10 protein-coding genes are annotated in these 11,781 nt (G+C 63.6%); 4 read left to right on the top strand and 6 right to left on the bottom strand.

The window, feature by feature from the left end:
* Positions 1 to 243 precede the first annotated feature (243 nt).
* Positions 244 to 846 (top strand): CDP-alcohol phosphatidyltransferase family protein, encoded by a 603-nt coding sequence (locus E3T28_RS08960; RefSeq protein WP_241979250.1) that lies wholly within the window; start codon positions 244 to 246, stop codon positions 844 to 846.
* On the opposite strand, the gene E3T28_RS08955 is transcribed toward E3T28_RS08960, so the two are convergent.
* Together E3T28_RS08955 and E3T28_RS08950 are read right to left on the bottom strand one after the other, a co-directional pair.
* The gene (locus E3T28_RS08955) at positions 843 to 1,547 is read right to left on the bottom strand and encodes an acyltransferase (protein ID WP_134429903.1); all 705 of its coding nucleotides are present in this window, start codon (positions 1,545 to 1,547) and stop codon (positions 843 to 845) included. The genes E3T28_RS08960 and E3T28_RS08955 overlap by 4 nt on opposite strands.
* A complete protein-coding gene (locus E3T28_RS08950) occupies positions 1,544 to 2,797 on the bottom strand; it encodes a polysaccharide biosynthesis protein (RefSeq protein WP_134429901.1) in 1,254 nt (417 codons plus the stop codon). Before E3T28_RS08950 ends, E3T28_RS08955 begins: the two co-directional genes overlap by 4 nt.
* A 170-nt stretch (positions 2,798 to 2,967) precedes the next feature.
* Here E3T28_RS08950 and E3T28_RS08945 point away from each other — a divergent pair, with 170 nt between their 5' ends.
* Together E3T28_RS08945 and E3T28_RS08940 are read left to right on the top strand one after the other, a co-directional pair.
* The gene (locus E3T28_RS08945) at positions 2,968 to 3,570 is read left to right on the top strand and encodes an LbetaH domain-containing protein (protein WP_241979249.1); all 603 of its coding nucleotides are present in this window, start codon (positions 2,968 to 2,970) and stop codon (positions 3,568 to 3,570) included.
* Entirely contained in the window at positions 3,571 to 4,677 is a 1,107-nt protein-coding gene (locus E3T28_RS08940; protein ID WP_134429899.1) for a glycosyltransferase, read from the top strand.
* Here the strand turns inward: E3T28_RS08940 and E3T28_RS08935 are convergent.
* Both E3T28_RS08935 and E3T28_RS17180 read right to left on the bottom strand, forming a co-directional pair.
* Positions 4,616 to 6,001 (bottom strand): hypothetical protein, encoded by a 1,386-nt coding sequence (locus tag E3T28_RS08935; RefSeq protein WP_134429897.1) that lies wholly within the window; start codon positions 5,999 to 6,001, stop codon positions 4,616 to 4,618. The two genes, E3T28_RS08940 and E3T28_RS08935, sit on opposite strands and share 62 nt — an antisense overlap.
* Positions 6,002 to 6,126: 125 nt before the next feature.
* A complete protein-coding gene (locus tag E3T28_RS17180; protein ID WP_135103053.1) occupies positions 6,127 to 6,798 on the bottom strand; it encodes an SGNH/GDSL hydrolase family protein in 672 nt (223 codons plus the stop codon).
* 103 nt (positions 6,799 to 6,901) lie between these two features.
* Here E3T28_RS17180 and E3T28_RS08925 point away from each other — a divergent pair, with 103 nt between their 5' ends.
* Positions 6,902 to 8,398 carry a tyrosine-protein kinase domain-containing protein gene (locus E3T28_RS08925; protein ID WP_134429894.1) on the top strand — a complete coding sequence of 499 codons (1,497 nt, stop codon included), beginning with the start codon at positions 6,902 to 6,904 and terminating at the stop codon, positions 8,396 to 8,398.
* An 83-nt stretch (positions 8,399 to 8,481) separates the two neighbouring features.
* Here E3T28_RS08925 and E3T28_RS08920 read toward each other — a convergent pair whose 3' ends face one another.
* A complete protein-coding gene (locus E3T28_RS08920) occupies positions 8,482 to 10,554 on the bottom strand; it encodes a glycoside hydrolase family 71 protein (protein WP_134429892.1) in 2,073 nt (690 codons plus the stop codon).
* A 235-nt stretch (positions 10,555 to 10,789) separates the two neighbouring features.
* Entirely contained in the window at positions 10,790 to 11,746 is a 957-nt protein-coding gene (gene pip / locus E3T28_RS08915) for a prolyl aminopeptidase (protein WP_134429891.1), read from the bottom strand.
* Positions 11,747 to 11,781 lie beyond the last annotated feature (35 nt).

Genomic DNA, 11,781 nt, shown 5'->3' with positions numbered 1-11,781 from the left:
TGTGCGCCACACGCGCAATACCCCCGATAAGTGGCGAGTGCCGTAGGGATACCATGTGCCGAGGACGCGGCATCCGCGCCCCCTGCTCCATCGATCCGAGGAAGGCCCGCGATGACACAGTTTCGTGAAGCACACGCACAGCTTGCGAGTGCGCAGAAGGCACAGACCGGGGTGTCGCTGTACACGCGATACGTCAACCGGCCGTTGGGGCGTGTGCTGGCCTCGGTGTGTTTTGGACTCAGGATGACGCCCAATCAGGTGACCGCACTGTCGGCCCTTGCGACGGGCGCGGGTCTTGCCCTCCTGGTCAGCGGGGAACCAAGCCCGCTCCGAGCCGTCGGCGTAACGGTCCTCCTCATTCTCGGCTTCGCCCTGGATTCGGCAGACGGACAGGTCGCACGCCTGACCGGCCGAGGTTCCGCCGCAGGCGAGTGGCTCGATCACGTCGTGGACGCCGGCAAGGTCGTCGCCGTCCACGCCGCAATCCTCATCACGGCGTTCCGATTCTGGTCGGTGGAGCCGATCTGGTATCTCGTGCCGCTCGCATTCCAAGTCGTGTCCGTCGTCACTTTTGTGGGCGGCCTGCTGATGGCGCTGCTCCTGCGTCGTTCAGCGAAAGAAACCCCCACCACCCCGGCCAACGGCGAGGGCAGGGCTCGTCGCCCCTCGAGAGCCCGGGCCATTGCTCTGCTGCCGGCCGACTACGGGATCCTTTCGCTCAGCTTCATCCTCACTGGCTGGCCTGGTGCCTTCGTCGTTGCCTACAGCCTCCTCTTGGCCGCCAACACGCTGGTCATGGCACTACTGCTCGGCAAATGGTTCCGGACGCTGTCTGCCCGCGGCTAAAGCGCGTCTTCCACGGTTTCTCCCGTCGCCGGGATGAAGACCCGGCTGGTTCCCGTGGTCGAGCGCTCGAACCACTCACCGTCGATCGGCCCGCGGAGCGAGGCCGGAACACCCGCCCACAGTCCGGGCGAAGCGCCCTGCTTCGCACGGGCGAGCACCGATCCCCCCGCCAGGACCGACCGGTCAGGCAGGACAGCACCGCCAAAGAGCAGACAGCGCGCTCCGACGAAACTCCGGGCTCCAATTCGCACCGGATAGGCCGACTGGGCATTTCGTCGAACGTCGATGCTGTGCGTCACAATTTTGGTTTCGTGCCCGGCGACACTGGAGTACTCGCCGATCACTATGGAGCCGGAGCAATCGAACTGATGCCGGCTCGTGACAAAGGAATGAGGTCCGACTTCCAGTACGGCGCCGTCCGGGTAGAGCCGCTTGTATACAGGGTGGGATGAAAAAACGTTCAAGCGGCCGATGGTTGCGTGATCACCGATCGACACTCGGCGCATATTCTTGAGCAAGTTCCAGCGACCGATCCGGCTGTTCGCTCCCATCGAAACCTGTGTCACCCGAAGGACGAGACACGATCGCGCGATTGCGGTCGGATGAATGTCGTGGCCGATCGAGCGGAGGAGCCGATTCTTGGCCGTGCTCGCCGGTAACGCCCAAGCCAGCGCCCTCATTGCGTCTTTGATCTGACTCATGAGCCGTTCACCCCGATTTCCGGATCCATTGTGACGTCGAGCGCACTCACGCTGCGCTGGGCGATTGCCCGGCGCATGCCTATGAGTTCAAGCAGGAGCCTGAGCGAAAGCCCTGCGAAGATACCACAGAGCGCCCCCTCTGCCCCCCACAACACGGCTCCGATAGCGACGCAGGGCAGACCGACCAGAGTACCAATGGCGGTCGCCCTGGTCACCACGTCGAGTCTGCGCAATGCCGCCAGGCAGGCCTTGCTGACGACCGCCTCGATCAGGCTCACTCCGGTGATGAACGCCATAAGTATCAGGGTGATAAAAGACGGTTTGATCTGGCCGCCTCCGAGCCAACCCACCAATTCCGGGGCTACGGCCAGCATGAGACCGGCGAGCGCAACCGCGAACACCACGGCGGCGAGCAGCCCCGTCCTGACTCGGCGGACGAGCTCCTGCTGTCGAGCCTTGGGCACCCAACCTTGGAGGATCGTGACGAATGGACCGAGTCCCACGATCACCTGGCGCTGCACCTTCTCGACGACGGCGTAAACCGGCTGCGCGCCCGGGGCGATCAACGACACGATGACAATCGGGGTCGAAGTGTAGATCGAGGAAAGCACGGTCGAGGTCAGTCCCAGCCGCTGCGAAGACAGCACCACCCCGACCCGCCTGCGCGGGAGCGACCGAAGCCGACGGAGTCTCCACGGTCGCAGGATCCAGATGGTGGAGACCACGAATGCCGTCACCATACCGATCAGCTGCCAGAGCACACCCACGAGAGCGCTCGACCCGTGAGCCATGAAGAAGATGCCGATGCCGGTACCGAGAATACGCGGGACGGTTTCGAAGACCAGGAGTCGGTACGGTTGCATAAGTCCGACGAACAACCAGTTCGCAGTCAATCCCACGGTCGCCGTGGACAGAGCGCCGACTCCGGCGAAGATGGCGTAGTCGCGACCGACCCCCCAGGCCACCGAAAAGACAAGAAGGCCGACGGGGAAAATGATCAGCAGCTTGCAGACAACCGACTCCGCATAGGCGGTGAGGCGCATGTTCGCGTCGGCCCTCGCCACGGAGGCCGGCCCGGAGAGCCCCCAGCCGTAGGCGACGATCACCGCACCTACTCCGCCGATGGACTGGCCTGCCGCAATCATCCCCCAAGCCGCCGCGCCGCTTGCCGCGACCATCGAGGGGATCACCGCAAGCGAGACGACGGCCAGAAGCACCATCGAGATCGAGTAACCGATGATGGTGTTCATGCGGGCTCGAACGCGCCCCAGCCCTCTGCCCCGCGGTGCACCTGCCCTCATCGGACCCTCATCTCGCCGGCCCACGCTCAGATCGACGGGGTTGAATGTGATCAAGCTAGCAGCACTTCATTCAACGGGATATCTAGCCGCTGATCGCTTGTCTGCGTACACTCACGATCATGTCAGTCAGCGACGCGAGACCACAGATGGCCCGACCGTTAGGTCTCCCTCGCCGGAACCTAGCCGGATTCTCCGGCGCGGGCTACGAACGGGGACGGAATTCGCTCTGGCAGATCAGCTGGCTGCTCATCTCCGGACTGGTCATTGTCCGGTGGTGGTGCCCGCCCCGTCTCCGCGTCGCGCTCCTGCGGCTCTTCGGAGCCACGATCGGTGACAATGTCCTGATCCGCCATCGCGTGCGCATCCACTGGCCCTGGAAACTGGTCGTCGGCGACAACTCCTGGATTGGCGAAGACGTCTGGATTCTGAATCTCGAGCCGGTGCTCATCGGCAGCGACGTGTGCATTTCCCAGGGCGTCATGCTGTGCACGGGCAGCCATGACCGCACCTCGCAGACATTCGAATTCGACAATGCGCCGATTGTCGTGGAAGACGGCGCATGGATCGCGGCCAGGGCAACAATTCTCCGCGGCAGCAGGATCGGCCACGACAGCGTCGTCGGCGCGACGGCTCTCGTCTCCGGGAGCTTGCCGGCTGGAACACTTCTGCGAGCTCCGCGCGCGGAACGACCAGAGCTCTCACAGGACCGGGACCAGACCTGAATGCGTGTGCTCTCCATCGTGACGCTCGTCAGTCCCAACGGTGAGTATGGAGGTCCCGTTCGCGTCGCGTTGAACCAGGCCCGCGCACTCCGCGAAGCAGGCCACGAAGTGGTGCTAGCCGGCGGCGCCCGCGGATTCGGTGAGGCAGCCCCCCATGAATTCGACGGTGTGCCGCTGCGTCTGTTCCCCGCCCGAACGATCATTCCGGGGATCGGTTTTGCCGGCCTGTGCGCACCCGCCCTGCAGCACTGGCTCAAACAGGCCGCAGACTCTTTTGACGTTGTGCACATACATGCCGCCCGTGACCTCGTCACCCTCCCTGCGGCGCGCTGGTTACGCAAGGCTGGCATACCGTACGTGATGCAGACTCACGGCATGATCGACCCTTCAGGCAATCCATTGGCGATTCCTCTGGACGCGTTCGTCACCCGGCCGGCTCTGAGGGGGGCGAAGGTGGTGTTCTACCTCACCGATCAGGAACGGAATGATCTCAGCGCGGTTGCAGGCACAGCGCTCCACCTGCAGCACCTCGCCAATGGCGTGCCAGTGCCGGTGAGCGCACACGGTCCCCCTGCGGGCACGGAAGTGCTCTACCTGGCTCGACTCGCCCGCCGGAAGCGCCCGCAGCTTTTCGTGGAAATGGCGCTCGCTCTTGCCGATGAATTCCCGCAGGTGTCGTTCACCCTGGTCGGTCCCGATGAAGGAGAGGGACCGGCGGTGCAACGCCTCATCGACGCGGCCGATCGCAAAGGCGTACTTTCCTGGGAGGGACCACTGGCCCCGGATGCAACCAATGAACGGCTGGCGCGGGCCGCCGTCTACGTTCTGCCTTCAGTCGATGAACCGTATCCGATGTCCGTTCTCGAAGCCATGTCGCTCGGCGTGCCGGTGGTCATCACGGATAGCTGCGGGCTTGCTCAGGCGGTCGACGAGATCGGATGTGGGATTGTCGTGGACGACTCTCTCGAGGCTCTGATCGGCGCCGTTGCAACGGTTCTACGCGACGACGTCCTGACTCGCAGCATGGGCCGCGCCGGCGCGCGGGCTAGCCGGAACCGGTTCGGGATGCAGGCGATTGCTGAAACTCTGGCCAGTTCGTACCGCTGAGCGAGTCGCCTCCGGGGGACCTGACCGGCTGTCGGACGAAAAGCAGACACGCCAGCGCGACCGCCACCACTCCCGTCGCCTGGAGAAGTGAACCGCGCAAGAGAATTGTCATATAGACCGGGAAGACTGCCCCGACAATGGCCCAATAGCCCGAGGCCTTGACCGCGGGGAGAAGTCGACTGTCCATGACCCGCAATGCGTAGCCGACCAGGAGAAAACCCACGATGAGAACACCGATGCCGCCATTGACCAGGAATTCCGCCCAGAGCGGGGCAGAGAGGTTCTGAAAACTGTAGCCGCGATATTGAGCGAGCAGAATCCCCGTGTCGACGGGCTTGTCCGGCCAGAGGCCTCGGGGTACCCAGAAGAGGACACTGCCGAGCGCCTGGCGCCCCGGTTCAATCAGCCCGTCAAGACCGTACGAGAACGCATTGGCGACTTGCCAGAATGCGTCATAGTCAGGGTTCCCCTCGTACTCCCCGAAGAAACCGTTGCGCACCAAGTTGACTTCCGGTCGCCGGAAGGCGTCCGCCAGGGGAAACAGAAAAATCAATCCCACGAGTGCTGCAGTCAGGGCCGTTCGCACACGCGCGACGGTGAGCAGTGCTCCCGCGTATACGGCAAGGGCGAAGAGAACAGTGCCCAGGCTGTAGCGCGCGCTGCTGACCGGATTCACGACAGTGAGTAGGAGTGCGATCCCGATTGCAATCACGCCGCCATAGGCCATCGCCAGCGGCCCCGTCGTCCTCCGCCTCACCTGCACGAGCGCGCCGATGCCCACCAACAACGGGTAGATGGCAACGGCGTACATGATCGAGCGCACCGCAGGATCCGTCCACGTCGCTGAACGCGCGGCAAAGGCTTGATCCCTGCTACCGAAAAGCGATCCCAAACCGATTTTGGAGATGAAATACAGGCTGAAGATGAAGCCTGCGCCGACGAGCACCAGAGTCGACCAGGTCCGCACCTGGGTTACCGCCCGAACGGGGGCATTCCCCTCTTCTCGACTCCCGGTTGTCAGCCTGCCGCGCTCATGCCCGTAAGCAACCAATCGCCCGATTTCATAGCAGGCGACGCCCAGACAGACCAGGGCGGCCGTGGGGAGCTCGAGTGACTCGTCGATCCCTTGAGTCGTCCGCGAGATGAGACCACTTCGAATCTGGACGGTGGGAGCGATCCCCATGAAAACGTAGACGAACATCCAGAAGAAGAAGTCGAACAGCATCGGACGGCCGACAACGATGAGGAGGGCGAGTCGCAGACCTGCCCACACGACGAGGACCAAAGTCAGAATCCACGCCTGTCCTCTGCCGACGTCGGGCACCTGAACCAGGAGAGACAGTGGCATGACGGCAGCGAGGATGGCACCGAGAACGGTGACCCCGAGGACGGTGCGGAAAATCGATGCTGACCCCGACGTCCGGCCGTCGGCGCCATCTCCGGGCCCCCTCACGAAAGCGCAGTTTTCACACGGGCTGCGATTGCGGCATGACCTGCTTCGTTCACACTGACACCGTCACTTGCGACCATCGATGGATCGAGAACATTCGGTTCGAGCAGAGCAACGTACGCGGCGCCGACGCGTGCCGCGGCGGCGCGAACCTCGCTGTCCAATTCGACTGCCCGAGTATCGTCCATACCGTTGGGCGCCACCGGTCCGACGACGACCAGAGTCGCATCGGGCAGGCCGACGCGCAGGGCGGCAAGTGCGGCATTGATGGTTGCCACTGCTTCAGGCAGATCCACATTCATGCCGGCCCGTTCCGCCGCCACCACGACGACGGAGGGGTTCAGGCCGACGGTTTTGGCCACCAAGTCCTGGTAGCTCGGACACGGCGAGGGCCCACAGGTTCCGGGTGTGACTCCGAAAGCGATGACACCTCCTTTTGTTGCGAGATTGACCTCCTGCCAGCCCTTGTCTGCAGCGAGCCCAGTCGACCAGCGGGTGGCCTGGCCGCTGACTCCGGCTCCCGAGGTTGATGCCCCACCAAGGAACACGGCCGTGGGCGCACGTGGAACGGCGGTGATGGTGGGGTACGGGTCTTTTGGCGCTCCTGCGTCTTCCGTGCCGACCGGCTGCAGCGCGAGGAGTGCAAGCCCGATGGCACCCACGAAAAGCACGGCGACGACGAGAAATTTCCACCGCCGAGGCCGCATCAGAGGTCGGGCTATCATGTGCTCATAGTGGCACGCATATGCCACCCCTACGTGGGTCGCTGTGATAATGAGGTTCTTGATAGAGTCTCAGCATTGGCTGGTCAATCCGGTGCCGCTCGACACGGGGAAGGGCGAACACGTGGATCAACGTGGATTCTGGAACCTCTTGCGATCTCGCTGGGTTGCACTCGTCACATTCACCATTCTCGGCGTCATCGCCGCTTCGGTCTACGTGTTGACCACCGAGCCTGAATACTCTGCGGAAGCGGAGTTATTCGTTTCGGCAATCGGTAGTGACAACACCAGTGATCTCGCGCAGGGCAGCAACTATTCACAACAGCAGGCGCGCAATTACAGCATCATGGCGACCCGCCAGATCGTCCTGGAACCCGTGATCACCGCGCTCGGATTGAAAACCACTGTCGGCGAGCTCAGTGACCGGGTATCTGCCTCGGTGCCTTTGAACACGTCCCTCATTTCGATCGCGGTCACGGATACCTCGCCGGACCGCGCTGCCGCCACTGCCGACGCGGTGGCGACGAGTCTGGTCAATACGGTGATCCGTCTGGTCCCGAAACGGAGCGACGGCACTACACCGCTGCGCCTCGAGTCCGTGCAGAGTGCGACGACACCCACCGCGCCGTCCGCCCCCAGCCCGTCGATCGCACTGGCATCCGGGTTGCTGGGCGGCTTCGTTGCCGGGCTCGGCTTCATTCTCCTGCGGGAGCTGACGAGCGCGAAAGTGAGAACCGCGGAACAGCTCAGGCAGTTCGGTCTGACACTTCTCGGGACGATTGTGTACGACCGCGGAAGTGTCAACAACCCGCTGGTACCGCAACGAGGCTTCAGCCCCATCCGGGCCGAGGAATTCAAGCAGGTCAGAACGAACCTGCATTTCCTCCAGGCGGATGAGCGCCACAAGGTGTTCGTCGTCACCTCGTCCATTCCCGGCGAAGGAAAATCCGTCACGGCGGCGAATCTCGCCATCACACTCGCGGCCTCCGGCAGCCTGGTGTGTCTGGTCGAAGCGGACCTGCGGAGACCGTCCCTGGCCGACTATTTCAACCTCGAGGGAACGGTCGGTCTCACGACTATCCTGGCCCACGACGCCAACGTGGATGATGTTCTCCAATCCTGGGGGCCGGACGGTCTCCAGATCCTGTTGTCAGGGCAGGTTCCCCCGAACCCGAGCGAACTGCTTTCCTCCACCCACGCCCAACAGATTTTCGCCTCACTGCGTGACCGGTTCGACGTCGTCGTCATCGACTGCCCGCCTCTCCTGCCCGTGACTGACGCAGCTATCCTCGGACGGTATTTCGGCGGGGCGGTTCTCGTCGTCGGGTCGGGAAAGGTCGAAGCGCGGGAACTCCGGAAAGCCGTCGAGAGCCTCAAGGCGGCAGGGACGCCGGTCCTCGGCGCGATCCTGAACCTGGCCCCCGCTCGGCTTCTCGGTCGGAATCGAGGCCGGTATTACATGCCGCACGCGGCGGCGGAGCAGAAGCCGTCACGACACGAACAGCCCGTCCCCAGCCACGAGGAAGAAGTCGCACTCCGCAAACGGTAGCGATTCTCATCCACTCGACACAGAAGGGTGCTGCCGACCCGCAGGCAGTTCGGCAGCACCCGGCTATGTTCCGATGATCCTGGTTACCGGGTCCTGCTGCTCGCGGCGTAGTACTGCAGGTCCTGTACGACAGGGCGCGCAACGACTGGATACGGAGAGGTGACAGCGGCGATCTGCGCCCCGTTCCGGTCCGCACTCGCACCGATCGTACCCAGCGCCAGCGGGAAGGTCCTGCTTGATTCTCCTGCCGGCGCCTCGAACGACGTCTTCTTTCCTCCGATTGAGACCGTGACCGTCGCCGGCGCCGTGAGGAAAGTGAGCACTCCGACGGTGTCCCGAGGTTTCATGGCTGTTCCGCTCAACGTGGGTGACATGAGCTGCTGCGGCGTGGTCGGCGTCGCTGCATAGGGCTGAATCCGGTGCGTCACGTAGATCGAATCCTTGACGATAGCCGGCGCTGAGCCCTCCTTGAACTGGCTCAGGTAGTACGCGTTGATGTCTAGGAAGGCCTCGCCGTGCGCTGCCGAAGGAGCGAACGACGTCCCCTCGGAGTAGTCGTTCCAGGTGACCAGTTGCACCAGTTCAGATCCGTTCGACAGCGCCCGTTTCCAGGACGCCTTCAGGGTTTCCGTATTGCCGGCTTCGTCGTAGAGGTAGCTCCGGGGTCGGACGTCCTGGACGGCGACGGGAGACATCCACTTCACGCCGAGTGCTCGTGCCTTCGCCGCGTAATCGGGACCGTTCTCGATGGTCACCGGCGTCCGGGTACCCCAGTTGCTCAGCGCATAACTGATCGGCGCAAAACTCTTCAGGTTCTCGTCACTGGCATTCAGGAACACGGCGATGAATGCCGTCTTGATCCCATACTGCGAAGCCAACGTCGACTTCAGCTGCCCCCACCAAACCGCGTTCTGACGCTCAGCGGCGAAGGAGGAGAGAACGAATTCGCCTGTGCTCAGACGATAAGTGGCCGGGGACTTGTACAGTTCGGCGAGTTTTGCCGCTATGGTCGCGATGCTGGCCTTTCCGGCGCTGGCCGTCATGTCCAGGTTCGGGACGATGGTGAAGTTTCTGCCGGACTGCTCCGCGCCCTGCACCAAATCGAGTGTTCGCTCCCAGTTGAGGCCGGACAGACTCATGATGTCGACGGTGAAGCCATCGATACCGGCATCTGCCGCGTCGGTGACCTCCTTCTTCATATCGGTGAGTTTCCAGTCCCCCGGAAGTGGAGCGCGCCCCTCGGGGCGGTCACGCAGCAATCCGCCGTAGTTGGCGTGGATGCCCCCCTCACCCGGCGCGGTGAGGTAGTTGATCGCGTAGTAGTCCGATGCGGGTGCCTTGTTCTCGATGGAGATGGGGTACGGCGGAAAGTAGTGTGCAAAGACCTTTTTGCCGGTGGTGTTCGCCCCGGGCACCGCGAATGACAGGTTGTCGGATCCGGTGGCCGATCCGGGCGCCGTTCCGGGCGCCGTTCCGGGCGCCGTTCCGGGCGTCGATCCGGGTGCCGCGAGGACGAGCCTCAGCGTGGGGCGCGCCTCCCCTTTGCCCACGAACGAGGTGCTGACGAACTTCTGGGCATAGCGCACTTCGAACGCAGTCGACCCGGACAGCGCTGTACCGTTCAGACCCGAGAGCGGCACGGACATCGTCTGTCCGGTCAGCGCCCGAACTGTTGCACCGCTCAGTTCCTGGTCACTGTGGGCGGGCCGGTTTGCTTCAGTCAGAGTCGATGCGCTCCAGGCCGAGGAGGCCGGATAGACCTGCACGCCAGGTGCGGTAGAGGTGGTGCTGGCGACTTTCAATTCCAATGTTGCCGACACGACGCTCATGCCCGTGTACTGTGCCGTGTCGAATTTGAGGAAGGTCTTGTCAGCCACCGACGTGGCGCTGACGTACAGCGTCGTGTTGTGGGGTGTGCTGGGTTCGCGGATGGTGGTCCAGGTGGCCTCTGCCGCTTTCACTGCGATCGGGGCAGCGACAACAGCCTGGGGAGAGGTCACCGCCGACGCAGGCAACGGAACGAAAGCCGATAGGGCCAGCACTGTCGCCGCAAGGACGGCGGTGCGTTGCCATAGCTTGGTGATACGCGGCTTGCCATTGGTGTGCCGGTTCAGGGATTTGATCAGGGATTTTTGGGGTGCATAAGGAGCAGACATACAACATCTCAAGATTGTGCGCGAATGAGAGCGCGAGTGACGTGACCCCCGAAGAGGGGTCACCTGAGCAATACTCGAATGCTATCGAAGGGTAGGGTCATTACCTAATAAAACGAGAGTGTCAAGGGCCTGGACAGGTCACCGGCAGGAATGATTTCGTCCGGGGCGAGCTCATTTTCTGGACCGCCGTCCGACCGGTCTGGGCCTGCTGTTGCCGGGGTTCCCCCGGCCGGCATCAGGTCGCGAAGCGGTCGGTGGCCTCGATGATCGCATCCAGGTTGCCCGGTTCGTCGAAGGAGTGACCGGCATCCGGAATCAGCTTGAAATCGGCCTCCGGCCAGTTCTGGTGCAGCTCCCAGGCAGTGAACACGGGGGTGCACATGTCGTAGCGGCCCTGCACGATGACACCGGGGATGTCCTTCAGACGGTCCGCGTCGCGGATCAGCTGGTTCGGCTCGAACCAACCCGCGTTGGTGAAGTAGTGGTTCTCGATCCGGGCGAAGGCCACCGCGAACGCGGGTTCGGTGAAGTGCTCGATCAGGTCGGGCTGCTGGAGCAGGGTGATGGTGGAGGACTCCCAGGTGGACCACGCCACGCCCGCCCGCTCGCGCACGTACTGGTCGGGGTCGTGCAGCAGGCGCCGGTATGCCGCGATCAGGTGGCCGCGTTCCTCCACCGGCACCGGGGCGATGAAGTTCTCCCAGAGGTCCGGGTAGATCGCCGCGGCGCCACCCTCGTAGAACCAGTCGAGTTCCATCGGGCGCAGCGTGAAGATACCGCGCAGCACGAGTTCGGTGACGCGCTCCGGGTGCGTCTCGGCATAGGCCAGGCTGAGGGTGCTGCCCCAGGACCCGCCGCAGACCAGCCAGCGCTCGATGCCGAGGTGCTCGCGCAGTTTCTCCAGGTCGGCAACGAGATGCCAGGTGGTGTTGGTACTGAGGTCGGCATCCGCGGCGCTCGCGTGCGGCGTGCTCTGGCCGCAGCCGCGCTGGTCGAGAAGGATGATGCGGTACTTGTCCGGGTCGAAGACGCGGCGTTGCTTCGGACTCGACCCGCCGCCCGGTCCGCCGTGCAGGTAGACGGCCGGCTTGCCGTCCGGGTTGCCGGATGCCTCCCAGTAGATGGTCTGCCCGTCACCGACTTCGAGAAGTCCAGTTTCATAGGGTTCGATCTCGGGATAGAAGGTGCGCATACCCCCGAGCCTATTCGCCGGGTGCATCGGCGCAG

The sequence above is a fragment of the Cryobacterium sinapicolor genome, assembly GCF_004403465.1.
GTDB lineage: Bacteria > Actinomycetota > Actinomycetes > Actinomycetales > Microbacteriaceae > Cryobacterium > Cryobacterium sinapicolor.
Note: the sequence above shows the minus strand (reverse complement) of the source record. Positions and strands in the feature narration are given on the sequence as shown.

Bases quoted from the DNA above. Each gene is read 5' to 3' on its own strand.
- E3T28_RS08960 (WP_241979250.1), top strand. From the start codon at position 244: ATGACGCCCAATCAGGTGACCGCACTGTCGGCCCTTGCGACGGGCGCG.
- E3T28_RS08955 (WP_134429903.1), bottom strand. From the start codon at position 1,547: ATGAGTCAGATCAAAGACGCAATGAGGGCGCTGGCTTGGGCGTTACCG.
- E3T28_RS08950 (WP_134429901.1), bottom strand. From the start codon at position 2,797: ATGAACACCATCATCGGTTACTCGATCTCGATGGTGCTTCTGGCCGTC.
- E3T28_RS08945 (WP_241979249.1), top strand. From the start codon at position 2,968: ATGTCAGTCAGCGACGCGAGACCACAGATGGCCCGACCGTTAGGTCTC.
- E3T28_RS08940 (WP_134429899.1), top strand. From the start codon at position 3,571: ATGCGTGTGCTCTCCATCGTGACGCTCGTCAGTCCCAACGGTGAGTAT.
- E3T28_RS08925 (WP_134429894.1), top strand. From the start codon at position 6,902: ATGAGGTTCTTGATAGAGTCTCAGCATTGGCTGGTCAATCCGGTGCCG.
- E3T28_RS08920 (WP_134429892.1), bottom strand. From the start codon at position 10,554: ATGTCTGCTCCTTATGCACCCCAAAAATCCCTGATCAAATCCCTGAAC.
- pip (WP_134429891.1), bottom strand. From the start codon at position 11,746: ATGCGCACCTTCTATCCCGAGATCGAACCCTATGAAACTGGACTTCTC.